This window comes from Nocardia sp. NPDC050799, assembly GCF_040654015.1.
Taxonomy (GTDB): domain Bacteria; phylum Actinomycetota; class Actinomycetes; order Mycobacteriales; family Mycobacteriaceae; genus Nocardia.
In genome coordinates, this window is the sequence record NZ_JBFAHF010000014.1 from 101,312 (window position 1) to 127,250 (window position 25,939).

The 25,939-nt window shown below is 68.5% G+C and carries 23 protein-coding genes and 1 pseudogene; 8 read left to right on the plus strand and 16 right to left on the minus strand.

The features are described from left to right. Window positions 1-79 precede the first annotated feature (79 nt). Together AB0H42_RS16715 and AB0H42_RS16720 are read left to right on the plus strand one after the other, a co-directional pair. Entirely contained in the window at window positions 80-1,408 is a 1,329-nt protein-coding gene (locus tag AB0H42_RS16715) for an NADH-ubiquinone oxidoreductase-F iron-sulfur binding region domain-containing protein (RefSeq protein WP_357056310.1), read from the plus strand. Beyond that, window positions 1,405-1,662 carry a ferredoxin gene (locus tag AB0H42_RS16720; RefSeq protein WP_357056313.1) on the plus strand — a complete coding sequence of 86 codons (258 nt, stop codon included), beginning with the start codon at window positions 1,405-1,407 and terminating at the stop codon, window positions 1,660-1,662. The genes AB0H42_RS16715 and AB0H42_RS16720 overlap by 4 nt, the downstream gene beginning before the upstream one ends. A gap of 64 nt (window positions 1,663-1,726) precedes the next feature. Here the strand turns inward: AB0H42_RS16720 and AB0H42_RS16725 are convergent, their stop codons facing one another. From AB0H42_RS16725 to AB0H42_RS16750, 6 genes and pseudogenes are all read right to left on the minus strand, one after another. Continuing rightward, complete coding sequence (locus AB0H42_RS16725; RefSeq protein WP_357056316.1) at window positions 1,727-1,972, minus strand: hypothetical protein; 246 nt, start codon at window positions 1,970-1,972, stop codon at window positions 1,727-1,729. Then, window positions 1,942-2,292 (minus strand): annotated as a pseudogene (locus tag AB0H42_RS16730) (twin-arginine translocation pathway signal); the annotation flags it as partial. The pseudogene AB0H42_RS16730 and the gene AB0H42_RS16725, both read right to left, overlap by 31 nt. A 155-nt stretch (window positions 2,293-2,447) precedes the next feature. Continuing rightward, window positions 2,448-3,446, minus strand: a complete 999-nt coding sequence (locus tag AB0H42_RS16735; protein ID WP_357056319.1) for a hypothetical protein — start codon at window positions 3,444-3,446, stop codon at window positions 2,448-2,450. Window positions 3,447-3,534: 88 nt separating this feature from the next. Beyond that, window positions 3,535-3,840, minus strand: coding sequence for a hypothetical protein (locus tag AB0H42_RS16740; protein ID WP_265807087.1), 306 nt, complete (start codon window positions 3,838-3,840; stop codon window positions 3,535-3,537). Between the two features lie 26 nt (window positions 3,841-3,866). After that, window positions 3,867-5,369 carry a fatty acid--CoA ligase family protein gene (locus tag AB0H42_RS16745; RefSeq protein WP_357056322.1) on the minus strand — a complete coding sequence of 501 codons (1,503 nt, stop codon included), beginning with the start codon at window positions 5,367-5,369 and terminating at the stop codon, window positions 3,867-3,869. Window positions 5,370-5,501: 132 nt separating this feature from the next. Continuing rightward, window positions 5,502-6,176 (minus strand): TetR/AcrR family transcriptional regulator, encoded by a 675-nt coding sequence (locus AB0H42_RS16750; RefSeq protein ID WP_357056325.1) that lies wholly within the window; start codon window positions 6,174-6,176, stop codon window positions 5,502-5,504. Window positions 6,177-6,309: 133 nt separating this feature from the next. Between AB0H42_RS16750 and AB0H42_RS16755 the strand changes: the two genes are divergently transcribed. After that, a complete protein-coding gene (locus AB0H42_RS16755; protein WP_357056328.1) occupies window positions 6,310-7,485 on the plus strand; it encodes an acyl-CoA dehydrogenase family protein in 1,176 nt (391 codons plus the stop codon). 53 nt (window positions 7,486-7,538) lie between these two features. Here AB0H42_RS16755 and AB0H42_RS16760 read toward each other — a convergent pair whose 3' ends face one another. From AB0H42_RS16760 to AB0H42_RS16805, 10 genes are all read right to left on the minus strand, one after another. Beyond that, complete coding sequence (locus AB0H42_RS16760) at window positions 7,539-8,987, minus strand: MlaD family protein (RefSeq protein ID WP_357056509.1); 1,449 nt, start codon at window positions 8,985-8,987, stop codon at window positions 7,539-7,541. Between the two features lie 2 nt (window positions 8,988-8,989). After that, entirely contained in the window at window positions 8,990-10,207 is a 1,218-nt protein-coding gene (locus tag AB0H42_RS16765) for an MCE family protein (RefSeq protein WP_357056331.1), read from the minus strand. Between the two features lie 61 nt (window positions 10,208-10,268). Next, entirely contained in the window at window positions 10,269-11,513 is a 1,245-nt protein-coding gene (locus tag AB0H42_RS16770) for an MCE family protein (RefSeq protein WP_357056334.1), read from the minus strand. Then, window positions 11,510-12,559, minus strand: coding sequence for an MCE family protein (locus AB0H42_RS16775; RefSeq protein ID WP_357056337.1), 1,050 nt, complete (start codon window positions 12,557-12,559; stop codon window positions 11,510-11,512). The genes AB0H42_RS16770 and AB0H42_RS16775 overlap by 4 nt, the downstream gene beginning before the upstream one ends. Window position 12,560: 1 nt before the next feature. Then, window positions 12,561-13,577 carry an MCE family protein gene (locus tag AB0H42_RS16780; RefSeq protein ID WP_357056340.1) on the minus strand — a complete coding sequence of 339 codons (1,017 nt, stop codon included), beginning with the start codon at window positions 13,575-13,577 and terminating at the stop codon, window positions 12,561-12,563. Beyond that, window positions 13,574-14,839 carry an MCE family protein gene (locus AB0H42_RS16785; protein WP_357056343.1) on the minus strand — a complete coding sequence of 422 codons (1,266 nt, stop codon included), beginning with the start codon at window positions 14,837-14,839 and terminating at the stop codon, window positions 13,574-13,576. Before AB0H42_RS16785 ends, AB0H42_RS16780 begins: the two co-directional genes overlap by 4 nt. An 11-nt stretch (window positions 14,840-14,850) precedes the next feature. Beyond that, window positions 14,851-15,708, minus strand: a complete 858-nt coding sequence (locus tag AB0H42_RS16790) for an ABC transporter permease (protein WP_357056346.1) — start codon at window positions 15,706-15,708, stop codon at window positions 14,851-14,853. A gap of 13 nt (window positions 15,709-15,721) precedes the next feature. Continuing rightward, window positions 15,722-16,516 carry an ABC transporter permease gene (locus tag AB0H42_RS16795; RefSeq protein WP_357056349.1) on the minus strand — a complete coding sequence of 265 codons (795 nt, stop codon included), beginning with the start codon at window positions 16,514-16,516 and terminating at the stop codon, window positions 15,722-15,724. A gap of 721 nt (window positions 16,517-17,237) precedes the next feature. Continuing rightward, complete coding sequence (locus tag AB0H42_RS16800) at window positions 17,238-17,744, minus strand: hypothetical protein (RefSeq protein ID WP_357056352.1); 507 nt, start codon at window positions 17,742-17,744, stop codon at window positions 17,238-17,240. Continuing rightward, window positions 17,744-18,346: a TetR family transcriptional regulator gene (locus tag AB0H42_RS16805; RefSeq protein ID WP_357056355.1), complete on the minus strand. Its 603-nt coding sequence runs from the start codon at window positions 18,344-18,346 to the stop codon at window positions 17,744-17,746. Before AB0H42_RS16805 ends, AB0H42_RS16800 begins: the two co-directional genes overlap by 1 nt. Before the next feature lie 430 nt (window positions 18,347-18,776). Between AB0H42_RS16805 and AB0H42_RS16810 the strand changes: the two genes are divergently transcribed. From AB0H42_RS16810 to AB0H42_RS16830, 5 genes are all read left to right on the plus strand, one after another. Then, window positions 18,777-19,946, plus strand: coding sequence for an amidohydrolase family protein (locus tag AB0H42_RS16810; protein WP_357056358.1), 1,170 nt, complete (start codon window positions 18,777-18,779; stop codon window positions 19,944-19,946). Window positions 19,947-19,985: 39 nt separating this feature from the next. Next, window positions 19,986-21,221, plus strand: a complete 1,236-nt coding sequence (locus AB0H42_RS16815; protein ID WP_357056361.1) for a M24 family metallopeptidase — start codon at window positions 19,986-19,988, stop codon at window positions 21,219-21,221. Beyond that, window positions 21,211-22,335, plus strand: a complete 1,125-nt coding sequence (locus AB0H42_RS16820) for a M24 family metallopeptidase (protein ID WP_357056364.1) — start codon at window positions 21,211-21,213, stop codon at window positions 22,333-22,335. The genes AB0H42_RS16815 and AB0H42_RS16820 overlap by 11 nt, the downstream gene beginning before the upstream one ends. After that, entirely contained in the window at window positions 22,332-23,348 is a 1,017-nt protein-coding gene (locus tag AB0H42_RS16825) for an enoyl-CoA hydratase/isomerase family protein (RefSeq protein ID WP_357056367.1), read from the plus strand. The genes AB0H42_RS16820 and AB0H42_RS16825 overlap by 4 nt, the downstream gene beginning before the upstream one ends. 181 nt (window positions 23,349-23,529) lie before the next feature. Next, window positions 23,530-25,935, plus strand: a complete 2,406-nt coding sequence (locus tag AB0H42_RS16830; RefSeq protein ID WP_357056511.1) for a CoA transferase — start codon at window positions 23,530-23,532, stop codon at window positions 25,933-25,935. The last annotated feature ends 4 nt before the right edge of the window (window positions 25,936-25,939 follow it).

Below are 25,939 nucleotides of genomic sequence, written 5' to 3' on the forward strand. Positions count from 1 at the left end.
CGGCTTCGGCCCTTCCACAGCGCACGCGCAGCCGCGCCCGATACCCGCGGCCGGACGCCGCGCCCACTCAGGAGGGACGATGCAGCACATCTTCTCGTCGGCCGGGGGCCTCACCGTGGTCCCCTACCCCGGTAGCGACCCACGCCTGCTCCGCACCGGCGGCGGGACCGAAACCGCCTACGAATACCGGGACCGGGGCGGCTACCGCCCGGTCGGGTCGGTCGCGGCCCTGGCCGACGAGGTCGAGCGCAGCGGATTGCGTGGCCGGGGCGGTGCGGGATTCCCGTTCGCGGTGAAGGTCGCCGGTGTGCGCGGCGGCAGCCGGGTGGGCGCGGGCGCACCCACCGGCTGGACCGATACGGTGGTCGTGGCCAACGGCGAAGAGGGCGAGCCCGCGTCGTTCAAGGACCGCTGGCTGCTGCGCCATCGGCCGCACCTGGTGTTGGACGGTCTACGGTTGGCGGCGGCGCTGGTCGGTTCGCGACGGGGTTATGTCTACCTCTCCGACCCGGAAGCCGCGCGGTCGGTCGGCGCGGCCCTGGAGGAACTCGGCGGCGCGCTGCCCGACGGACCGGATATCGCTGTGGTGCAGGTCGATCCCGGGTACGTCGCCGGGGAGGAGACCGCGGCGGTACAGGCGATCGACGGCGGCCCCGCCAAACCCGCCGATAAACCTCCGCGCCCCTTCGAGGCCGGTGTCGCCGGACTTCCGACGCTGGTCAGCAATGTGGAGACGCTGGCCAATCTGCCGTTCCTGGACCGCTGGGGCGCCGATACGTATCGGGCCGCCGGCACCGCGCTGTCCCCTGGCACCTTCCTGGCGACGGTCACCGCCGCCGGATGCCCGCCCACACTCTACGAACTGCCGCACGGCCTTCCGTTCACCGATCTGCTCGCCCTGCACGGGGTCGCGGAATCCGAGCTGCGCGGCGCCTTGATCGGCGGATACTTCACCGGCCTGCTGGACCGCACCGTCGCGGACCTCACCCTGGATCACGAAACCCTGCGCCGCGCCGGTGCCGGGCTGGGCTGCGGGGCGATCGCCCTGATCACCGCGGAATGCCCGGTGGCGGTGGCCGCCGGAGTCCTGAACTATTTCGACCGGGAGAACGCCGGCCAGTGCGGATCCTGTTTCAACGGCACCGCGGCCATGGCCGCGGCGACCACCGCGCTGGCCGAGGGCCGGGCCGGCGCCGAGGATCTGCACCGGTTGCGCCGCTGGACGACCGTGCTGCGCGGGCGCGGGGCCTGCGGCACCCTCGACGCCGCCTGCAATACCGCGGCGAGCCTGCTGGAACGATTCCCCCGGGAGGTCGCCGCCCATCTCGACGGCCGGTGCCCGGACTGCGCGGCGGGCCCCGCGCTCGACCACGCCCCCTACCGGGTGGCCACGGAGGTAGTGCTGTGAAGATCAAACTGGACCGCACCCGGTGCGACGGATTCGGCCTCTGCGCCAAACATGCCCCCGACCATTTCCCTCTCGACGAGTGGGGTTATGCCGTGCTGGCCGGCGGCCCGTCCATCGCGCCCGCCGACGAGGCCGCGGTGACCCGCGCCCTGCTCGACTGCCCGGTGCACGCCATCACGATGCTGCCCGACTCGAACCGGGTGAACGGCGAACCCACCCCGGACATCGGCGCTCCGAAACCGCGACCGGCATGAGCGCGACCGTGCCGGTGCTCGAGCTGAGCATCGGCACGGCCGGCGTCCGGGTATCGCCGGGGTACTAGCGGGAATCGTCCCAGCCGCAGGGCATACCGCAGGTGGTATGCGTTTCGCTGGTGGTACCGCCGTCGGCGTAGGTGCGTACGGTCGTGGACGCCTCGGCCGGGTACCCGCACCGCGGACAGGTGGAGAAATAGTCCAATACCGGATACACCGTGACCAGGACCGGTTCTTCCGGACGCATCCCCGGCGGCAGCGCCGCGCCGGAGGTGGCGTTCAGACGGGATCGAACGATGAGATCAGCCATGAGTCCGCTACCTTCGACAGGGTCACGCGGACGCTGCTGGCCGCCAGCGCGGGATCGGGTTTCTCGGCGCTGGTGGTCGTCTGGTTGATGAACAGCAGCGCGACCGCCGAATCGGCGTGGAGTTCGGCCACCGCCGACCGCACGATCGTCGCCGTCGTCTGCACCGACTTCTCCTTGGCGGCGGGTGCGATGACCTTCTCGGTGAACTGGTTGTAGTAGGTCAGGAAATCGCCGGTCATCCGGGATTTCGCCGCCGCGAAATCGGTGTCCAGCGACTCGGGGGAATACGAGAGCAGCGCGACGGTGCCCTCGGTCGCCGCGGTGAGGACCTCGTTGCGCACGGCGTCGCCGTGATCGTCCGGACGGTACTGGAAGACCAGCAGGGACGCGGCCACGACCACCGCGGCCACGGACACCAGGGTGAGCAGCAGCGGTTCCGGGGAACGGCGCACGGTACGGAGGAAGCGGGGGATTCTCACGGCACGAACTCCACTTTCGACATCTTCAGGTCCGGGCCGTCCCGGGTTACGGTGACACTCAACCGCCACACCCGCGGCTCCTGCTGCGCTCCCGCGGAATTGGTGATCCGGGACACCGCGGAGACGAGCACCACCGCCGACTCGTCGGTCATGGATTCGACCGCCGAGGCGGTGATCTCGCCCTGCGTGGCGACCTTCGACTGTTCGACGACCTTGGTGAAATCCTCCGAGCGGGTCTGAAAATCGGTGCGGAAGGCGCCGGTGGAATTGTCGAGCACTCGCCGCACGTCGTCGGCGGCCCGCCCGGAATCCATGCTGGTGAGCGCCAGGACGCCCTGCCGCGCGGCCGCGAGGTACTCGTCGGCGCGGGCCTGCTCGACGCCGATCCGATGGTGGTTCCAGATCGAGAAACCACTGACCACCAGCGCCGCCACCACCACCATGCCGGCGAGGGCCCGGCCCAGCGCGCGGCCCGGCGGCAGGCGGAACACCGGTCGTGGCCACCGCCGGAACACCCGGGCGCGCCGGGTCTCGTCCGGCTTCGCGGGCCTCTCCCCGACGGGTACGGCGTCTTCCGAATCGCCGGAATGCGCCCCGGAGGTTTCGGGCTCGGTGTCGGCCGCGGGACGGCCCGGATCGGCACCGGACTCCGTGTGCTCCGGTTCGGCGCCGGACCCGGCCCGTTCCGAATCCGTACCGGCCGCCACCACCGGCGCCGCGTCCTCGTCCGGTTCGGCGGCGGGTGCAGTATCGTCCGCGAACTCCGTCGAGGTTCCGGCCACCGGCACCGCAGCGCCCGGTTTCTCCGCTCCGGCACCGGAACCGGGCGGTTCGCCCGATGTCCCGGCCTCCCGGCGTAGCCGCGCCGCTCGGGCCCGGGCCCGAGCCGCCGTCGCGGACGCCTGCGCGGCGACCGCTTCGGCTTCCGCGGCCGCCGCTTCGGCGTCGGCTTCCTCCGCCGCCAAGATCAGCGGGTCGGTGGTGGCCTGTGTCATGTTCCCACCTCGATCACTCGTCTGAAGGGCACTATCGCTGCACCCTGCCCGCGGCCCACGCACGGCCGGAGCGAATGCGGAGGTACGTCTAGTCGCTCGCGGGCAGCGGCTTCGCTTCCTTGATGGCCAGCGGCGTGGTGCCGACACTGAGCGTCCCGGCGCCGGCCTTGGTCACGAGAACTTCGGCGCCGCCGTCGTCGACATAGCGTTTGCCGATGAGATTGCCGTCCGCGAAACCTTCCTGCGGACTTCCGGCCGAGTCCGCCGCGCCACCGTCGATGGGCACCATCGGCACCCCGCCGGCCCGCAGATCGTCGAGGCTGTCGGCGGCCCGGACGATGATGACCTCGGTACTGCACACCTGGCTCCGTAGCCGGGTACCGGTTTTGACCATGAGCGTTGTTCCTTTCTCCGGCTGCGCTACGCGCCGGCGGTCTCGCGGGTGAGATCGGCGACGAGTTCGCGGCGCAGGATCTTCCCGGTAGGGGTGGCGGGGAGTTCGGCTCGGAACACCACGCGGTCCGGGGTCCGGGAGCCGCGCAATCCGGACCGCGCGTAGGTGCGCAGTTCCTCCGGATCGAGGATGCTGCCGGGATCCGCGGGCACCACTACCGCGACGATGATCTGTCCCCATTCGGCATCCTCGACGCCGACCACCGCGACCTCGTGCACGGCCGGATGCTCGACCAGGAAGTCCTCGATCTCGGCCGGGGCGATGTTCTCGCCGCCCCGGATGATGGTGTCGTCGCTGCGACCGTGGATGAACAGATACCCGCCCGCGTCCAGTACCGCGAGATCTCTGGTCGGGAACCAGCCTTCGGGGTCGAGTACCGAGCCGATCCCGGTGTACCGGCCGGAGACCTGCGGCCCGCGGACGAACAGCTCGCCGACCGTACCGGCGGGCACGACCGCGCCGCCCTCGTCGCGGATTTGTACTTCGATCCCCGGTACCGGCTGCCCGACCGAGCCGAGCCGGGCGGCGACCGCCGCGTCGGTGGCGGCCAGGGCGGCCCGGTGATCATCCGGGCCGAGGACCGCGATGGTGGAACTGGTCTCCGTGAGCCCGTAGGCGTTGACGAAGCCGACCTCGGGCAGCAGTTCGAGCGCGGTCCGTATCAGGGGCAGACCGACTTTGGACCCACCGTAGGCCAGGGTCCGCAGGGTGGGCAGGTGGGCACCGCTCGTTTTCAGGCCACTGATGATCCGGTCCAGCATGGTCGGTACGACGGTCGCCGTGGTGACCCGTTCGGATTCCACCAGCCGGATCCATTCCTGCGGTGCGAAATTGCGCAGGTACACCATCTTCCGGCCCGCGTACAGATTCGACAGCGCCGCACCGACTCCGGCCACATGGTAGGGCGGTACGCAGATCAGCGAGACGTCGTCGGGCGCGGCGGAGGCGAACTCCACCGTGCCGGTGATGTAGCTGACCAGATTGTTGTGCGAGAGCTCGACGGCTTTCGGCTGCGAGGTGGTCCCGGAGGTGAACAGCACGACCGCCGCGGAATCGGGCTCGGGCTCGGCGCCGGCCGGGTCCGCGGTCCGGGCGCGCTCCAGAAATTCCGCCGAGGTCCACAGCAGGTCGGCCGAACCGGTGACCGCGTGCGCGTAGGCGTCGTCGTGGACGACCAGTGGCGCGTCGAGGCGCCGCACGAGTTCGGCGAGTTTGTCGCCGCTGAGCCGATAGTTCAACGGGGTGAACGGCACCCCGGCCCGGGCCGAGGCGAAGATCAGTAGCGGCAGCAGCGCACCCCCGGTACCCACATACGCCACGCTGCGCGCCCCGGAAGCCGCGATCGCGCCCGCACCGCCGTGTGCCAGTGCGTCCAGCTCCGCGCCCGTCCAGCGCGATTCACCGGAGACGACGGCCACTCGATCCGGGTCGGTCGAGGCCGCCATATCCAGCAGTAGCGAAATACTCATACGACTACTCCCTGAACGCCGAGCGTCCCCGCGCCCAGTCCGTGGTGATATCGGTATTCTCGAAAATCGAGAATACCATATCCGCTGCACTGTGCCGTCGATTCGCCGACCGCGCGGTCTACTCACGCCGGCTCACCGGCGGTTTTCACCGGCACCTTCCGCGTCCCCGAGCACCCCGAAGGCGCAGAGGTTCCACACCTCGGCCGCGGTGATCGCATTCGACCCGTCGTCGGTGCGAGCCCCCTGGGCCACGAACATCACCGTTTGCAGGGTCATCGCGGCCAGCCGACGCGGCCGCGTATCCGGCCGGAGATGGCCCGCGGCGGCCGCGTCGCGCATGAGATCGGCCAGCAACTCGAACAGCGAGGCGTGCGCGACCTGCATCTCGATGGGGTCCGACATCAGCAGTTGCGGCGCGTACTCGGTGAACAGCGGACGATGCGCGCCCGGGTCCGGCCGGCAGAACTCGAACAGCAGCTCCACCGCCAGCCGCAATTTGTCCAGCGGATCGTCGTCGTTACCGGTGGCCTCCCGGATCTGACCGGCCACTTTCGCGATCGCCTCTTCGTAGAGTGCCAGCAGCAGTTCGTGTTTGCCGTCGAAGAGCAGGTAGAAACTGCGCAGCGACTGACCCGCGTTGTCCACCACCTCGTGCATGGTGAAATCGGTACTGCCGCGTTCGGTGATCAGCGCCCGCGCGGCGTCCAGGAAGCGCTGGACCGCGGCGCTGCCGAACAATTCGGTGGTGCGCACCGACCGCGCGTCGATCCGCTGCTGCAGGGTCAGCCCACTGCCGGCACTCCGCATGGCCGTACCTCCCGTCACCGCGGCGACTCGCACCGGAGTGAACCCGTCGTCCCGGCCGGTCGCCCCATCTTTGGAAACTAGAATATCCCTACAAGAGAATGATATTCTCATAATTCGCAAAAGGAGGTCCATCGTGCAGCTGACTTTCGACGAGGACGTGGAACGGTTCCGCGCCGAGTTCATCGCGTTCCTCGACGAGTACCTGCCGCCCGAGGCCACCGCGGTCGAACGACCGCGGTCGAGCTCGCATGTGCCGTCGTGGGCCCGCGAATGGCAGTCGGTCCAATTCGATCACGGCTGGCTGGTGCCGGGCTATCCGCCCGAGTTCGGCGGTCGCAATGCCACCGTCCTGCAGCAGTACGTGCACCGCGCGGAACTGGCCGCGCGCAAGATCTACGAGAGCTGCAATCCGCAGGGCCAGGGCATCATCGCCGCCTCCCTCATCACCTTCGGCACTCGCGAACAGCAGCGGAAATGGGCCGTGCCCATCCTGCGCGGCGAGATGCCGGCCGCGCTCGGCATGAGCGAACCCGGAGCGGGTTCGGACCTGGCCGGGTTGCGGACCCGGGCGGTACGCGACGGCGACCATTTCGTCGTCAACGGCCAGAAGGTGTGGACCTCCGGCGCGCACGATTCCGATGTGATCCTGACCTTCGTCCGCACCGATCCGGCGGCCCCCAAACATCGCGGTATCTCGGTACTGCTGATCCCCACCGATACCCCGGGGGTGCGGCGCCGGCCGTTCGCCTCGGCGTGCGCCGCCGACGACCTCGATTTCAACGAGGTCTTCTTCGAGGACGCCCGCGTTCCGGCGGAGAACCTGGTGGGTGAGCTGAACAAGGGCTGGACCGTGGCCAACGGCTCACTCGGGCACGAACGCACCCTGCTGTGGATGAGTTTCGCCCAGCGGTTGCGGATGCTGGTCGCGGATTTCACGCCACGCACCGAACTGGACACCGACCGGTTCGCGACCTCGGTGATGGATCTGCAGGCGCTGGAACTGCTGGGCTCGGCGGCTCTGGCCCGGGAATCGCGCGGCGAAACCGATGTGGCGGCGCTGTCGGTACTGAAACTGCTGGGTTCGGAGGCCGTGCAGAACGGTCTGGAGGCCGCACTCGACGCGGCCGGCGCCGACGGCCTGACCCACCCCTCGGTCACCTCCCGGCACAATCTGCTGAACCTCGAGGATCACGCGCCGAGCTGGTTCGAACGCTATCTGCGCAGCTTCTCCGGCACCATCGCGGGCGGCACCTCCGAGATCCAGCGCAATATCATCGCGCAGCGCGTACTCGGGCTACCCCGCAGCTGACAGAGCGGAAAGCCCGGGCGGGAGCGGAATCGCTGCTCCCGCCCCCCAAATATTCAGTGGGGGAGCATCTCCTCCCAGCTGCTGTGGCTGTCGGCCACCAGATCGGTCTGCCGGTAGAGCTGCCCGTCGGGTCCCAGGTATTCACCCGTATTCGGGTCGTACTGGGCGAACGCTACGGCCGGCGCGGCGGCGCCCGGTGCGGTCGTCTCCGCGGCCGGTGCGTTACCCGGCGGCGGAGAGAATCGCGAATCCGGTGGGATGCCCTGTTCTTCCAGCTCCGGATCGCGCGGGTACGGCCCTACCACCGGCTGCTCCGGAGCGACCGGGAGGAAATCCTGGTCGCTGTTGCAGATGGCCGCGGTCGGGGCCCGTTTCGCGGGATCGCCGGCACACGGGATATTGCGCGCGCCGCGTACCGCGATCGGATGATCCTGCGGCAGTTTGCAGTAGAGGTTGTCGGGGGTGTCGATGGTGGTGACGTCCTGGGGCGACCGCCACTCCGACGGCGGGAGGAACCCGACCGTACACGCCGGCGGATCGGAGACACCACTGATCCGGAAATCGCCGATGCCGAGCCCGGAGGCGTTCTTGGTCGGCTGCACCGCCTGGACCAGGGACACCGCCGGCGGGAGCAGCACCAGCAGCTGTTCCAGACCGGCGTTGTAGGTGACCGCCAGCTGCCCCACCGTGGTCAGGTTGGACAGCAGCACCGGCAGGGTGAGCTGGAGCGAATCCAGCAGTTCGGACACCTCGTCGGCGAAACCGGGCCCGGAGTGCAGCAGGGTACGCAGCTGCGGATCGTTCGCCACCAACTGCCCGGTGACATCGGCGGTGGCGCGGGTCCAGATGCGGATCGCGTCCGCCGACCGCACCTGCGAATCCAGCAGCGGTACGGCGTCTTCCACCAGGGTACGGGTGTTGTCGCCGACACCGTTCATCGTCGCGGTCAGTTTCTCGGCCGAACCCAGCAGGGAGTCGAGATCCTCGCTCGCGCCGTTGACACCGGCGAACATCTCGTCGAGCAGCCGGCGCAGATCATCCTTCGGGATCGTCCCGACCAGCGCGCTGAGCCGGTCCAGCATCGGGCCGACGGGTTGCGGGATCTCGGTGTCGCGGCGGGCGATGGTGGCGCCGTCGTACAGAAACGGCGGAGAATCGGTGCGCGGCAGCAGATCCACGTACTGTTCACCCACCGCCGAGACGCTGCGCACCTCGGCGATCAGATCGGCCGGGATGCGATGTGAGCCGTCGATCGCGAGCGTGGCCCGCACCCCGTCACCGGACAGGTCGACCCGCGTCACCTTGCCCACGGGGATACCCCGGTACGTCACATTGCCGAACCGGTAGAGCCCACCGGCCTCCGGCAGATTCACCGTCACCTCGATGGTGCCGACCCCGGCCAGGCTCGGCAGTTTCATATAGATCACCGACATCACGACCAGACCGATCACCGAGACGATACCGAAGATGATCAGCTGGGCACGGACCAAGCGGGACAGCAGCATCAGCGGCCTCCGATCCCGGGCGGCAGGGGTATCTGCGGTAGCGGTAGCTGCGGTAGCGGGAACGGCAGCGCGGGCGCGGGGGCGACCGGCGCGGGTTCCGGCGCCGGGGGCTGCTCCGGTGCGGGTGCGGGGGCCGGCGCGGGTGCGGGTGCGGGCGCGGTCACTCCGAAACCGAGCGGATTCTTCGTCTGCTCCGCGTAACCCGGATCGCCCACCGCCGCCTGGATGACGGCGGTGGGGTCGCCCCACGGCGTACCCAGCAGCAGCTCCCGGCGCAGGCGCGGGATGGTGAGGTCGACCGTGGCGAACAGGTTGATGAAATCGCCGCGCACCCCGTTGTCGACGAGGTACTGCCCGTAGGGAAACACGGTCGCGAACGCGATGGCCTTGTTGATATCCGGGCCCACATCGGCCAGCGCCTTCAGGGTGGGTTCCAGATTGCGCAGGTTGGTGAGCAGATCGTCGTGCACCGCGGTCAGCACACCGTTGGTCGTATCGCTGAAGGTGCGCAGACGGTCGAGTGCGGTCACCAGGTCCGGCCGCTCCCGGATCAGGATGTCCAGGGCCGGGGGGATCCGGCGCAGGGCCTCGGTGAGGACGTCGCGCTGGGCCGCGAAGGTTCCGCCGAGCCGGTTGAGCCCGTCGATGGTGGCGACGATATCGGCGCGCTGGGCGTCGAGCGCGCCCAGGAAGACATCCAGCCGGTCCAGCAGTGCGCGGATATTCGTCTCGCGCCCCTCGAACGCCGCCCCCAGACTGCTGACGATATCGCCCACCTGGCCCAGACCGCCGCCGTTGACCACCACCGACAGCGAGGCCAGGGTCTGCTCGGTCGACGGGTAGGTGGCGGTGTCGTCGAGGGTGATCCGGGCGCCGGAATCCAGCCGGCCCTGCGGCGCTTGCCCGGGCGGTGGGTCCAGGGCCAGATGCATCGATCCGAGCAGACTGGTCTGCCCGACCCGCGCCTGCGCGTTCGCCGGGACCACCTCGCCCGGCTGGATGGACACCTCCACCAGCGCGTGCCAGTTCTCGACCCGGATATCGCCGATACTGCCGACCACCACATCGTCGATCAGCACCGGTGAGTTGGGGGTCAGGGTGCCGACATCGGCCATTTCGACGTAGAGCGTGGTGGCGTCGGGGCCGCGGCCCGTGGCTCCGGGTAGCGGCAGCGAGTTCACCCCGTCCCAGGCGCATCCGGAGGCGGTGGCGATCACACACGCGCACCCTATGACAGCCCTGCGCACCCTACGCGCACGTCCCTGTCTCGCCATGGGATCACCGCCCACCGGGGAAGAGGATCTCGGCGAGAGTGGGCGCCGGTGGAGGTGGTGGAGCCGCCGGGTCCACGGCCGCGGCCGCCGGAACCAGATCGGGTTCGCTGTAGATGATGTTGTCCGGCGCGGGCGAGGGCCCGAGCCCGGGGTTCACCGGCACCGGAAGATAGTTGAAGTTCATCAGCCCGAGCACCGGCCCGAGGTAGTCGCGGCATTTGCGCGCGGCCTCTTCGGCGCCGATGTTCTCCACGCTGGCGATACCGCCGCAGACGAACTCGATCGGATTGGAGAAGTTGTTCAGCACGAAAACCCCTGCCTCGGTGCCGGTATCAGGGTTGTAGATGTTGTAGAAGTTGGCCAGGCTGGTGGGGAAGATGTGCAGCAACTCCTCGAGCTCACCCCGGTTGTCCACCAGGTTCTGGGTGACGTCGGCCAGCCGGCCCACCTGTTCGCTTGCCCTGTCCCGGTTCTCCGAGACGAACCGCTGCACCTCGCCCACCGCGACGGCGAGATTGTTCAGCGCCGCGTCGAGATCGGAGCGGCTGCTGTCCAGCACGCTGGTCAGCGTGGCCAGCCGGTTCTGGAACTGCACGATCTGCACATTGCTGTCGCGCAGCGCGGTGACGAAGATCTGCAGGTTCTTTATCGTGTCGGCGATATCGCCGCTACCGTTCGCCAGGATCCGGCCGACCCCGGACAGCTGTGCCAGCACCTGGCGCAACTTGTCGCCGTTACCGGCGAGGGCGTCGGCGGCGCTGCCGATGAAGCGGCCCGCGGGCCCGGAGGATTTGTCGCCGTCGGGTCCCAGTTCGGTTGCCAGCCGGGTGAGCTGGGTTTTGATCTCGTCCCATTCCACCGGCACCGCGGTGCGTTCCAGGGGGATCACGGCACCGTCGGGCATGGTCTCGCCCTCGCCGCGATAGGCGGGGGTGAGCTGGACGTAGCGGGAGTCCACCAGACTTTGCGCGACGATCACCGCCCCTGCCTCGGCCGGGATGTCCACGTCCCGGTCGATGCGCAGTTCCATTTCCACGGTGGTGCCGTGCGGTTCGATACCCGCAATCGTGCCGACCGTCACCCCGGACACCCGCACATCGTCGCCGGGGTAGATGGCGGTGGCGGTCCCGAAGACGGCGCGAATAGTGCTGGGCGCGAGAAACGTACGGTTCACGACGACGAACGCGGCGGCCACCACCGCGACCGCCAGGACGCCCGCCACAATCCGTGTGATCAGTGCCCGGTTCATCGCGGCGCCCCCGGTTGCGGCGCCCCGGGTTGCGGTGCGGCCGGTGGCTGCGGCACCGAGCCGCCGAACGCGGCGTCCACGAACGGCCGGATCCACTGGGCCGGGATCAGGTTGGCGACATAGGCGTTGTAGAAGGGACCACCCGATACCGCTTCACCCTGGGTGAGCGATGCTTTCGCCAGACCGGGGATGGCCGCGGCGATATTGTCCCGGTTGCGCTGCAGTAGTGCGGCCACCGAGTTCAACCGGTCCAGGGCGGGCCCCAGTTGGGCTTCGTTGTCGGCCACCAGTTTGGTGAGCTGATCGGCCACGGCCGCCGTATTGGCCAGCAGCGTCGCGATCGCCTGCCGGCGATCGTCGAGGACCCCGACCAGCGTATTGGCATTGAGCAGCATGGTGTTCACCTGCTGACTGCGGTCGGCGAGGATCACGGTGACGTCCCGGGCCGCGGTGAGCAGATCACGCAACGCGGTATTGCGGCTGTTGATGGATTTCGACAGCTCCGACAGGCCGTCGAACGCGGGGCCGAGCTGCGGTGCGATCTGATCCAGCGTGGACGACAGCATATTCAGCGAGTTGTTCAGCGAATCGGTATCCATGGCACCGGCAGTGGTGGTGAGGTCGCCCAGCGCGTCGGTCAGCGAATAGGGCGACGAGGTCCGCTCTACCGGAATGGTGTCCAGCGGGCGCAGCTGTTCCGTACCGCGCGAGACCAGGGTCATGATCCGCTTCCCCAGCAGCGAACCCGTCTTGATCTGTACCGAGCTCTCCGCACCGACCGGAACCGAGCTGCGCACGGTGAACACCACCCGCGCGTCCCCGTGGTCGAGACCGACCTCGGTCACCGAACCGACCCGCACCCCCGACACGATCACCTCGTCCCCGGCCTCCAACCCACCGGCCTCCTGGAAAACGGCCTGATAGCGCACCGTGGTGCCCCAGGCGATCACCTGCTGCGACTGCAGCCCGAGGGAGATGACACAGAGGATGAGCACGATCCCCACCAGACCGTGCCGCAGCAGATGTCTTCCGCGATATCGAAACATCTCAGGGAGCGCACCTTCCGTCGGTCTGTACGGCGGCCGGGATCTCCACGACCTGTCCGGACAGATCGTTGACCCGTAGCGTCAAATCGCACAGGTAGTACTGGATGAAGTTGCCGTAGGCCCCGGTGCGCACGAGTTTGCGAAAGTTTTCCGGCGCCTTCTGTAGTGCGGTGTCGAGGGTTTGACTGTCGCCGTCGATATTCGCGGCGAGCTGGTTGACCCGCGCGATCGCGCCGGCCAGCGGCGGCCTGCCCTGGGTGAGCAGATCGGCGACGGTGGCGGTGCCCGCCTCCAGCGAGTCGATGGCCGCGGCAATGGGGTCACGGTCGTTGCTGAGCTGGGTGATGAGCTGTTCGAGCCGGTCCACCAGATTCGTGAACCGGCCGCCCTCCGCGGACAGCGTCGTCATCACGGTGTGGAGATTGTCGATCAACTGCTCGATGACCTCGTTGTTGTCGGCGAGCGCCGCGGAGAACGACGCGGTCCGGCCGAGAATGGAGTGCACGGTGCCCTCCTTGCCCTGCACGATTTCGAGCAGCGACCAGGTCAGCGCGTTCACATCCCGGGCGTTGAGTCCCTGGATCACCGGTTTCAGCCCGCCGAGCAACAGGTCCAGATCGAGGGCGCCGACGGTGTTCTCGACCGGCAGCTGTCCACCGGCGGGCAGGGCGTTGCCGGGTTTGTCGTCGAGTTCGAGATAGCGGTCGCCGACGAGGTTGAGGTAGCGCACGGCCACCTGCGTGCCGGTGGTCAGCGGCAGCGCGCGGTCGGCGTCGAAATCCACCCGCACCCGCTGGTCCCGCTCCAGCGTGACACCGCGCACCGAGCCCACGACCACACCCGAGACCCGGACGGTGTCGCCGTCGCGCAGGCCCGACGAATCGGCGAATATCGCCGAGTACTCGGTGGTGGATCCGCTGCGGTACTCCCCGAACACGATGATCAGGCAGGCGGAGAGCACCACCATCACCGCGGCGAAAATGCCGAATTTCACCAGGGGGGTGTTCCGGTTGCTCATCGCGGGGCTCCCTTCCCGGCGGCGGCCGGACCGAACAGCGCCCGCGCCAGCGATTCGGTGTTCACGGTCAGCCCGGACCGGAACGGCCCGGCGTGCGGATTGGCGCCGATATCGGTGACCACGTACGGCGGGAAATCCTCGTAGCCGACCGGCAGCATCGAACACTGCGGCCCGCCCGAGGCCGCGACCTTCGGCAGATGATCCGGATAACGGTAGGGCTCCACGCCCCAGAGGAAGTTCGCCGACAGGCCGATACCGGGCACCTTCACCGGATCCACCGACGCCAGATAGCCGAGGCCGTCCAGCGCGCAGGTCAGGGCCTGCCGGTAGCGGTTGGTGAGGTCGGTGGTCGGGACCAGGACTTCGAGGGTGCTTGCCAGCGCCGGCCCGTTGTCGCCGATCACCCGGTTCCCGGTATCGGCCAGACCGATGAGGCTCATGAGCAGGACGTCGAGCTGCTGCTGTTCGGCCACTACGGTATCGCTGAGCGCGGTGGCGTTGCCGACGGTCTGTACGAGGGCGGGCGCCGAATCGGCGTACACCCCGGTGACCTGCGGCGCCATCGCGAGATCGGCGCGCAGCGCGGGCAATCCGGGCTCGAGTTTCGCCAGGAACGCCTCCAGATCGACCATCATCTGGCCCACCCGGTCACCGCGTCCGCGCATCGCGTTGGCCAGCGCACCGAGCGTCTCGTTGAGTTTCTCCGGCTGGATCCCGCCGAGTACCTCGGTGAGCTGCTGGAACACCGTATTGATCTCGACCGTCACACTGTCGGCGGCGAACACCTGGCCGGGTTCGAGATGTCGGTCCGAGGGCTGGTCGGGCGGCACCAGCTGGATGTACTTGGCGCCGAACACGGTGGTGGAGGCGATATCCACGGTGACATCGGCGGGAATGCGGTCGAGTTGGCCGCGGTCGATGGCCAGCTCGATCTCGGCGGTACCGTCCGGGCGTTCGGCGATCGACTGCACCGCGCCGACGGTCACCCCGCGCAGTTTGACCTCGGCATCCGGGTACATCACCAGACCGGCCCGTGGCGACCGCACCGTCACGCCGACGGTATCGGCGAACGCACCCTGGAAGAGGGCGACCGCGAGGACCACGACGGCCGTTCCCGCGGCGACCGCCAGTAGACCCGCGGCGGGCCGGCCCGCGGCCGACAGCGGCCGGAGCCGCTCCCGCCAGCGTCGCCCGGCGGCGGGAGCCGGCGGTTGCGGTCCCGCCGGTGGCCGGTCCGGCCACGACTGAGTTTCGGTTGCCACCAGCGCCATCCCTACCCCGACAGCTCGAAGTTTCCGTTGGACCCGTACACGGCCAGTGAGACGAGCAGCGTCACCGACACCACCGCGATGAGCGAGGTGCGCACCGCATTGCCGACCGCGGTCCCGACACCGGACGGACCGCCGGCGGCGAAGAAGCCGAAGTAGGTGTGGATCAGCAGGATGGTGATCGCCATGAGGATCGCCTGCAGGAACGACCAGATCAGGTCGATCGGGTTCAGGAAGGTGGCGAAATAGTGGTCGTAGAGTCCGGAGGACTGTCCGAGGATCACCACGGTGGTGAACCGGCTGGCCAGGAACGAGGCGATCACCGCGATCGCGTACAGCGGGGTGATGGCGATCATCCCGGCCATGATCCGGGTGCCGACCAGGTAAGAAATCGGCTCGATCGCAATGGATTCCAGTGCGTCGATCTCCTCGTTGATACGCATGGCGCCCAGCTGCGCCGTCACCCCGGCGCCGAAGGTCGCCGCCAACCCGATACCGGCCACCACCGGCGCCGAGATCCGGACATTGATGAACGCGGACAAAAAGCCCGTGAGCGCCTCGATTCCGATATCGCCGAGGGAGCTGTACCCCTGTACCGCGAGGGTGCCGCCGGTGGCCAGGGTCAGGAAACTGACGATCACCACCGTGCCGCCGAAGGCGGCCAGCGTGCCCGCGCCCATACTGATCTCGGCGATCAGCCGGATGGTTTCGCGCTTGTACCGCCAGGCCGCCAGTGGCGCGAACGCCAAGGCCTTCACATAGAAGATGGCATGGTCACCGACCCGGCCCAGGACGTCCACCGGTTTGCGCAGGCGGCGGAACAAGACCGGATACCGAGCCGTCAGGACCTCGGAGGCTGTCATCGGATACCTCCTCTCATCCGGTCGTCAACTGGATACCGATCGCCGTCACCATCACATTGATGACGAACAGCGACATGAACGCGTAGACGACGGTCTCGTTGACCGCATTGCCGACCGCTTTGGCGCCGCCGGTGACGATCAGCCCCCGATAGCAGGCGACGATCCCGGCGACCAGCCCGAACAGCAGGGCTTTCACCGACGAGATGATGACCTCGTTGATACCGGTGAGCAGGGTGATCCCGGCGACGAAAGCGCCCGGGTTCACATCCTGTACATAGACCGAGAAAACGTATCCGCCGAGCACCCCGATGATGCAGACCAGGTTGTTCAGCAGGAGCGCGACCAGGCCGGAGGCCAGCATGCGCGGGGTGACCAGCCGCTGGACCGGGTCGATTCCGAGCACCTCCATGGCCGCGATCTCCTCCCGGATGGTCCGGGAGCCCAGGTCGGCGCACATGGCGGTGGCGCCGGAGCCGGCCACGATCAGCACCGTCACCATCGGGCCCACCTGGGTCACCGCGCCGAAGGCCGCACCCGCCCCGGAGAGGTCGGCGGCGCCCAGTTCACGCAGCAGGATATTCAGCGTGAAGCTGACCAGCACGGTGAACGGGATCGCCACCAGCAGCGTCGGAACCAGGGAGACCCGGACGATGAACCACGCCTGCTCGAGGAACTCTCGGGTCTGAAAGGGCCGGCGGAAGGCGAATTTCACCGCGTCGGCGGTCATGGCGAACAGTCCGCCCACAGTCTGGATAGGTCCGGCGACACGATCCTTGGCACGGATCCAGACCGGAGTGCGGGTGGTCATCCGCGCCTCGCGGTGCCGGGAGTCGAAGCCGCCGGGTCGTTCGGGCGGTCCCCCGGCCGGCCCGGGGTTTGCCCGGGCAACGAGGATTTCGGCATCGAAGTGCTCCTGTCGAACGATCGACGGCTCGGTGGGTATGCCGGACGGCGTGCGCCCACCGGGACGGGGCGGCTCCGGACGAGCCGCGGCGCGACGAGCGGTCCCGGGGGGACGGCTACGGATCAGGATCCGATGGCTGCGGCCGTCTCAGTCGGCATGCTGTCGCATATCTCGGTACGGAAATGTCATTCTCGATTTCCAATAGGATGGCATCCGCATTGGGAGAATTCAATACTTGTCGGCAAGTTGCCCGGAACACCCAGGCAGATCGGGCAAACAGTCGCGCGACCGCAGCGAAACCGCCTCGAACAGGCATGATCCCCCCACCACACGGCCGGCGAAACCCGCGCGTCAACCCCGGGCGACTCCCGAGTTGTGAAAATCTACGTTTCAAAATTCCCGGTGGCTTCGGCCTCGGATGGAATTCGCACGAATGCGTCCGAAACGCTCGATAACCCACGCGGACACGACACCGAACCACGAACGGGAAATCAGCGGCGCCACCCCACCTCTCGCACGACCGGCCGCCGCACCACTGTCCGGGTCGGCGCGATACCGCACCGACCCGGCCGGTTACTCCCGCACCCCTACGGGATCTCCCACCGCGGAATGGCTCGACACCGCCTCAGACCGCGGGCACCAGATCCGCGCAGAACGGCGCGTACTCCATGGCACCGCTGCGGAAGATCTCGCTCGGCGTCACCGCGGTGGGCGACAGCCCGGCGGCTACCATCGCCTGCGCTTTGAACGCCCGCGCCGCGTAGCTGAGCCGGTGCAGCACCGGATCCACGCCGTGATCCTGACCGGCCGGCCAGCCGTCACCCCAGACGACGACCTCGATCCCGCGATCCTCGAGCGCCCGCAGCACTCCCTTGCGGGCCCGACCGTCCCGGCTACAGACATCGGCATTGACGGCCAGCGCCTGCGGCAGCCGCCCGGGTACCTCCGTCGCCAGGACGGCGTCGAGTTCACGCACCTCGGCGCCGAGAATCTTCAACGGGCGGATATCGGAGGGCTGTGCGAGCAGGACGGTCACATCCCAGCCGGCCACCGATCGATCGAACAGCCACCCCCCGGCGAACTGGACCGCATCGGCCACGGTCGCCGCCACCACATCGAGCCGGTACCTCATCACATCTCCTTCGCCGCCAAGTCGCGGGCCAGCGACTCGGTGTAACCGTTGAATACGTCGGCCAGCGGGATCGAACGATCGAGCAGCCATGAGATCTCCATTCCGTTCAAGAAGGCCACGATTTCCACGGCACGCATCCGTGGATCGATATCGCGCCGGTACCGGCCACTGTCCTGGCCTCTCCGGATCGCCTCGACGACGAGTTCGACAGCCGTATGCCAGCGATCGAGCATCCGATCGTGCAGCGGCGCCTCGGGCATCAGGTTTTCGACGAGCAGCACCACGAAGGTGCCGACCAGTTCCGGATGGCGTTCCATCCGGGTGACCACCTTGCGGATCTCGACCACGAGGTCACCGCTGATATCGGCGTCCTCGAGATCCTGGGCGTCGCGGGCATCCAGAACGGCATGCAGTAATTGCTCTTTCGAGGAGAAGTGGTGCAACAACCCCGCGGAGGTCACGCCGGCCTCTCCGGCGATCTGCGCGAGCGTGGTACCGCGCCAGCCGTTTCGGGTGAGCAGTCGCTGCGCGACGGCGAGGATGCGTTGCCTGCGGTCTTCTCCCTTGGCGAGAAGTGAGGCGTAAGGACGAGGAGCTGTCATGGCCCGAACCCCGATCTGACAAACCTAGTGAACACACAGTAGGTTGGTTTCGGGCCTGTGACAAGAGTTACAGGGAAGTTGCCCCGGCAATGGGTCTTCACAGGCGAATCGCGGTCGCGACCGATCCGGAATCCACCGAGCGCAACTATTGCGCGGCCCGGCGTGGACCCTTGATGAAAATAGCATTCTCCCTGACTAGCCGCAGCGGAACCGGCGAATCCAGGGCCACCCGTAGAACGCCACTCTCCTATTGTGATAATGTCGTTTTCAGCTTGACGGGTGACCACCGGAACCCGGCCGCGCACAGTACCGATCCCCCGAAGTCGACCGGCTATACGGAATCGGCATGACATCGCGACGGCAACGGCAGCCCGGGATCACGACCGCCGACGGCAGATTCGCGAATCAAACGATCCATTGGAGGGTCACGATGCCGACTTCGCCCAGCAGTGCCCAGCTCTACCCGCCGCAGGGTTTCGGCCCGCCGAAGGATCGCCGGGGCCATGCCGAGGGCACACTCGGACTCCCCGCCGGCACCCAGGTCTTCTCCGCCGACAATCACATCTCCCTCGCGGACGACATCTTCTACGAACGGTTCCCCGAGGAGCTCCGGGACAAGGCGCCCCGGGTGTGGTACGAGGACGGGGCGTACCAGATCGGGCGCAAGGGAAAGTCGTTCCTGCCGGGCGATTTCAGCCGGGTGCTGATGCAGTACGACCCCCTCGACGGCTCCGGGAGCACCAACCTCGAAGCCCGGGCGGCGGATCTGCGCGCCGACGGGATCGACAAGGAACTGGCCTTCCCCAATTCGCTGCTGGCGCTGCTCTTCTATCCCGACAAGGCGGTGCGGGAGCGCTGTTTCCGTATCTACAACGAGTACATCGCCGAGGTGCAGGAGCGCTCCGGCGGCACGCTGTACGGCGTCGGCCTGATCAACTGGTGGGACGCCGACGGAGCGCGCCGCACCCTGACCGAGTTGAAGGCGCTGGGCCTCACAACGTTCCTGCTGCCGCTGTCGGCCGGCAAAGACGACGACGGCAATGTCATCGACTACGGCAGCACCTCGATGATCGGCGTCTGGGACGCCATCGAGGAATCCGAGGTACCGGTATCGCACCATATCGGCGAATCCCCGCTGTCCGCCCCGTGCGAGGTGAACAGTGTCGTGGTCGGCATGATGCACAATGTGGCCCCCTTCCGGGAGCTGTTCTCCAAGTACCTCTTCAGCGGGATCATCGACCGCCACCCGGGTCTGCAGATCGGCTGGTTCGAGGGCGGGATCAACTGGGTCGCCTCGGCCCTCCAGGACGCCGAGCATATGAACGCGTCCTACCGGCACATGTACAACCGCCCGGTGGAACACGAGGTCCGCCACTACTGGCAGAACCATATGCGGGCCTCGTTCATGGTGGACCCGCTGGGTCTGGCCGTCATCGACCAGATCGGTGTCGACCGGGTGATGTGGTCCTCGGACTATCCGCACAACGAGAGCACCTTCGGCTACTCCGAGCAGTCGCTGGCCGCGGTCGTCGAGGCGGTCGGTCCCGGGGACGCCGCGCGCATCGTGAGCGGGAACATCAAGGAATTCCTGGGTATCTAGACCGGGCCGCAGCGCCGAGGGCGAGAAGGACCAATTTCGATGACCGCATTCCCCGCCGCGACCAGCGCGGCGATCGACATACCCGACCTCCCGGATCGTGCCCGGATGCGCCGGGAGACCGGGGCCCGCCTGCGTTCGGCCATGGCCGAACGCGGAGTGGACGCGGCGATCCTGCTGCTGAACAACAATGTCGTCTACGCGACCGGCGCCAACTGGCCGCTCGGCGACGCCGGCCTCGCCCACGTCGAGCGACCGGTCGCCGTGGTCACGGTGCACGACGAATGGCCACATCTGTTCCTGCCCTTCCGGGCCGGCGCCGCGGCCGAAACCGAACTGCCCGAGGACCATCTGCATCCGCCGGTGTATCTCGAATTCGATGAGGGCGTCACGGATTTCGCACGGAAACTGGCCGAACTGGTGCCCGCCGGGTCCACCTTCGCGGTGGACGAGTACACCGGCGCCATGCTGCGGGCGCGCGACCGGCTCTTCCCGGGTGGGAAACCGGTGGACGCCGCCACGGTCATCGGGCCGGCGAAACTGATCAAAACCGCCGACGAGCTGTCCTGTATCCGCAAGGCCTGCCGGATCACCGAGGAAGCGATCGTCGATATCCACACCGGACTCGCGCCCGGGCAGCGCCAGATCGACCTGTCCGCGGTGTTCGTGCGACGCGCGTTCGAGCTCGGCGCCACCGCCACCATGCTCGACGCCATCTGGCAGGTCATGCCGGAAACCAAGGCCGACGGTGTCTGGACCAAGCACGGTGATCTCGCGTTGCCGCTGCTCACCACCGAGCGGGAACTCGCGGCCGGTGACGTGCTGTGGACCGATGTCAGCATCACCTACAACGGTTACTGCTCGGATTTCGGCCGCACCTGGATCGTCGGCCGGGATCCGACACCGCGCCAGCAGGCGCAATTCCGGAGCTGGCGGGAGATTCTGGACGCGGTACTCGCGCAGATCCGGCCCGGCGCGGCCGCGGCCGAACTCGGTGCTGCGGCCACCGCGGCGGCCGGGGGGCACCGCCCCTGGCTCCCCCATTTCTACATATCGCACGGTATCGGCGTGAGCGCCGCCGAGGTGCCGATGATCGGCACCGATCTCGGCGCCGAATTCGACGAGAACTTCGTGCTCCGATCCGGCATGGTGCTGGTCCTCGAACCCGTGGTGTGGGAGGACGGCACCGGCGGCTACCGCAGTGAGGAGATCGTGGTGGTTACCGACGGAGGCTTCGCGCCTCTCACCGACTACACCTATGCCCCCTATGGCGATTGAGATCCTGCCGGACGATCGCGCGCTGCGGGTGGGACGCCGCGAGCGCGTGCTGGCACAGATGCACGCCCACGACCTCGATGTACTCATCGCCGGACGGCAGGCCAATGCCCGCTACCTCTCCGGCGCGCCCCAGCTGTGGGTGGCGGGCACCCGGCCGTTCGGGCCGGTGGCCCTGCTCGTACGGCGTACCGGCGCGGTCCATCTGCACAGCACCTGGGACGAGGGGATCCCCGAGGATATTCCGCACGAGAACCTCTACGAGACCCTCTGGGATCCCCGCAATCTCGTCGCGGTGCTGCGAGATATCGACGGTGCGGCCGACGCCCGGCGCGTCGGGACCGATGCACTGTCCCCCGGTTTCGCCGAGCTGCTGCCCACCGCGTTCCCGAACGCCGAGATCGTCGACGGTGAGCTGGCCTTCCGGGCGGCCCGGCGGATCAAGACCGCGGATGAGATCGATACCCTGCGCGCCGGACTGCGGGTCGCCGAGCAGGGGCTCGCCGCCGGACTGGCCGAACTCGCGCCCGGGGTCACCGAACAGGGGCTGGCCGGGGTCCTGCTCGAAGCGTGTGCGGCGGGCGGGGTGAGCACCCCCGCCACGCAGGACGCGACGTGGGTGACCGCCCGGGATCATCCGTGGCGGCGGGCCACCGCGGACCGGCGAGTCCAGGAGGGCGATCTGGTCGCCTTCTCCTCCGGTGTCCTCGCCGATGGATATATCGGGGAGGTCGGGCGCACCTGGCCGGTCGGGCCGGTGACTCCGGCGACGGCGAAACTCTACGGCCGCTGGCACCGGCTGTGGGACGGTCTCGTCGCGGCCTGCCGGCCGGGCGCTCCCGCGGCCGGGCTGCTCGACGCCTATCTCTCCGCCGGCGAACCGCTCCCGGTCCTGCCCGTGGCCCGCGGTCTCGGTATGGGTTTCGACCCGCCGGTCGTCGCGCCGGCCCTGCGGCGCACGGCGGAGGCCGAGATCCTCGAACCCGGCATGGTGCTCGCCGTGACCGGTTATGTCTGGGCCGAGGGAGTGGGCGCGGTATTCGGCCGCGACGCCGTACTCGTCGGCGCGGACGGCCCGCAGATCCTGACCTCGAGCCCGCACTGGGAGCCGCGATGACCATCCGTACCCCCGGCAACGAAATCCACGCCGACGACGACGGGGGCGCCCGGGCGACCGGCCCCGCGCAGCCCACCGCCGAGGAGATCATCCGGTACGCGAAGGACCCCGCGACCCGCATCGCGACCATCACCTTCGACCGGCCCGATCAACTCAATGCCCCGACCATGGCCGCCCGCCTCCGCTACGGCGACCTGATCCACCGGGCGAGCATCGACGACGAGGTCAAGGTGCTGGTTATCCGGGGCGCGGGTGACGATTTCGGGTCCGGTGCCGATCTCGGCGAGTTCATGGCGGTGCAGAACGACCCGAACCAGGGACCGCGGCTCAGCGAATACAAGATCGGGCCCGACGAGGTCAGGTATCCGCCCAAGGAATCGTTCCGGCACGGCGCCAGCATCAGTCAGTGGTACGCCAATGCCCAGGCGGGCTGCCGGAGCCTGCAGGAGTTCAAGAAGATCAGCATTGTCGAGGTCAAGGGCTACTGCTACGGCTGGCACTTCTACCAGGCCGCCGACGCCGATCTGGTGATCTCCGCCGACGACGCGCTGTTCGGGCATCCATCGTTCCGCTACTACGGCTGGGGTCCGCGGATGTGGACCTGGGCGCAGACCATGGGCCTGCGCAAGTTCCAGGAAATGGTGTTCACCGGCCGGGCCTTCTCCGCCGCGGAGATGGCCGAATGCAATTTCCTCAACAGTGTCGTGCCGCGGGCGGACCTCGAGGCGGAGACCGACAAGTACGCACTGGCCTGCGCGCGCAACCGGCCCACGGACACGGTGTTCATGCAGAAGGTCTTCTTCGAGATCATGAAACAGCAGCAGGGTGAGTACATGGGCAGCCTGCTCAGCGGATTCTTCGAATCCATGGGCGGCCATATCCACGCCGACGACAACGATCTGATGCTGGACAACGCGTTCGACGGCGGCCTGAACAACTCGGTGAAGGACAACGACAGCCGATTCCCGCCGGAATTCCGGTTGAGCAAATCGGGTCGCTTGAAGAAGGAATAGCGGACCGCGTCCGCATTCCCGGGGGATCGACCGCACCGGCCCGGGCGTGCCGGTGTGCTGCACCCGCACCACAGTGCGGGTGCAGCGTGGTCTCCGGGGTTCGCCACGTCGCAGTCCCGGCTCAGGAATCGAGAGAGTTATGACAGCGAATCGGGCACCGGGCCGATACGGCCCCCCGGAAATGTCACCGCTGGCGGGTTACGGCGTGGTCGATCTGTCGAGCGGGATCGCCGGCGCGTACTGCACCAAACTCCTCGCCGACGCCGGGGCCCGGGTGATCGCGGTCGAACCACCGGAGGGCAACCCGCTGCGCCGCCGGACGATCTCCGGGGCGGCCCTCGACGACGGCGCCGACGGCGCGCTCTTCGCATTCCTCGCCGGTCACTCCCACAGCGTGGTGGCCGATCCGCGCAGCGCCGCGGACGGCGACCTGCTCGACCGGCTGCTCGCGGGGGCCGACGCGGTCGTCTGGTCCCCCGGGCCCGGCACCGCCGACCGGCGCGAGCACGTTCCCGCCGCACTGCGCGACCGCCATCCCCATCTCGTCGTCACCACGATCACGCCGTTCGGCCTGGACGGCCCGTGGGCCGGGCGGCCCGCCACGGAGTTCACGCTGCAGGCCTGGTCGGGCGGTATCGTCGGCCTCGGCCGCGGCGCGCCCGAGCGGGCCCCGCTGCACATCGGCGGCGATGTCGGCGAATGGTTCGCCGGCGCGCACGCGGCGGCCGCCCTCCTCACCGCCCGGCAGCGCGCCCTCGCCACGGGCACCGGTGAACTGGTCGACCTGTCGATGCTGGAAACCCAGATCCTCGGGCTCTCCTACTATCCGGTGTCCTTCTACGAGACGCTGAACCGCCCGTTCCGCACCCAGCGCCGGCTGAGCCGGCCCGGGGTGGCCACCGCCGCCGACGGCCTGATCGCGGTGGGATGCGGTACCGCGCAGCAATGGTTCGATCTGTGTGTCATGGTCGGGCATCCCGAATGGATCGAGGAGGACCCGACTCCCGCCATCACCGAACGCACCAACGAGAAAGCGGCCGAGATCGCCGCCTGGTTCGCGGCGCACAAGGTCGACGAGATCCAGGAGCTGGCCACGGCGTTCCGGATCCCGAACAGTCCGGTGGCCGACGGCGCCACCGTCACCGAGCTGGATCAGCACCGCGCCCGCGACTTCTTCACGGTGCACCCGGGCGGCGGATTCGTCCGCCCCGGGCCGCCGTTCCGGTTCCGGCCGGCGCTGTTGCGCGAACCGGCGGCGGCGCCGCGGCTGGGCGAGCACACCGAGCGGTACCGCCGCGCCGGATCACCCACCCGCGCGGTCCCGGCCGGCGCCGCCACCGCGAAACCGCTGCCGTTCCAGGGTCTGCGGGTACTCGATATGACCACGTTCTGGGCGGGACCGTCGTGCACCCATTTCCTGGCGATGCAGGGTGCGGAGGTGATCCATGTCGAATCGGCCCAGCGTCCGGACGGGACCAGGCTCATCGCCGGAGTGCCGGTCGACGAGGACCGGTGGTGGGAGAAGTCGGGTATCTTCACCGGCCTCAACACCGGAAAGCGCGGGATCACCGTCGATTTCCGGGAGCCGGCCGGGCGCGAGATCCTGCGCAGGCTGGTCGCCTCCTGCGAGGTGCTCGTGGAGAACTACACGCCGCGGGTGATCGAGCAGATCGGTCTCGACTGGGACGCCGTGCGGGCGTTGCGCCCCGATGCCGTCATGGTCCGGATGCCGGGGTTCGGTCTCGACGGTCCCTGGCGCGACAATCCGGCCTTCGCCTACGTGATCGAGGACGCCTCCGGGCTCACCGCGCGTACCGGATACCCGGACCAGAACCCGGTCGAGCCCTACAGTCTCGGCGACCCGAACGCCGGCGTACACGCCCTCGTCGCCCTGCTGCTGGCCCTGGAACACCGGCGCCGCACCGGTGAAGGAGTGCTGGTGGAGGCGGCCATGGTCGACGCCGCCCTGAACATCACCGCCGAGCAGGTCATCGAATACTCCGCTTACGGTGCGCTGCTGGAACGCGCCGGCAACCGGGGTCCGCACGCCGCCCCGCAGAACCTCTACCGGGCCGCCGGATTCGACGAATTCGGCCGGCCGGACAACTGGATCGCCCTCGCCGTCGCCACCGACGAGCAGTGGGCCGCGCTCGTGGACGTCCTGGGGCGGCCCGCCTGGGCGACCGACCCCGGACTGCGCACGGCCGCGGGCCGCCGGGCCCACCACGACGCGATCGACGACCACCTCGCGGAGTGGTTCGCCGGTCAGGAAGCCGGTGCGGTCGTCGCCCGGCTCTGGGACGCCGGAATACCGGTGGCCGAAGTGCTACAGCCACACCGCCAGTCGGAGATCCCCCAGTTGCGCCACCGCGAGTTCTTCGAACCCGTCGCGCATCCGGTGAATCCGACCGCGCGGCACAGCACGGTCCCCGCTCGCTATTCCGCCGGTCCCGGTCGCTACCACCGTGCCCACGCCCCGCTACTCGGCCAGGACAACCACGCGGTCCTGGCCGAACTCGGCTACAGCACGGCGGAGGTGGCGGCTCTGGAACGCGACGGGGTGGTGGGCGGTAGGCCGCGCGTCTGATCCA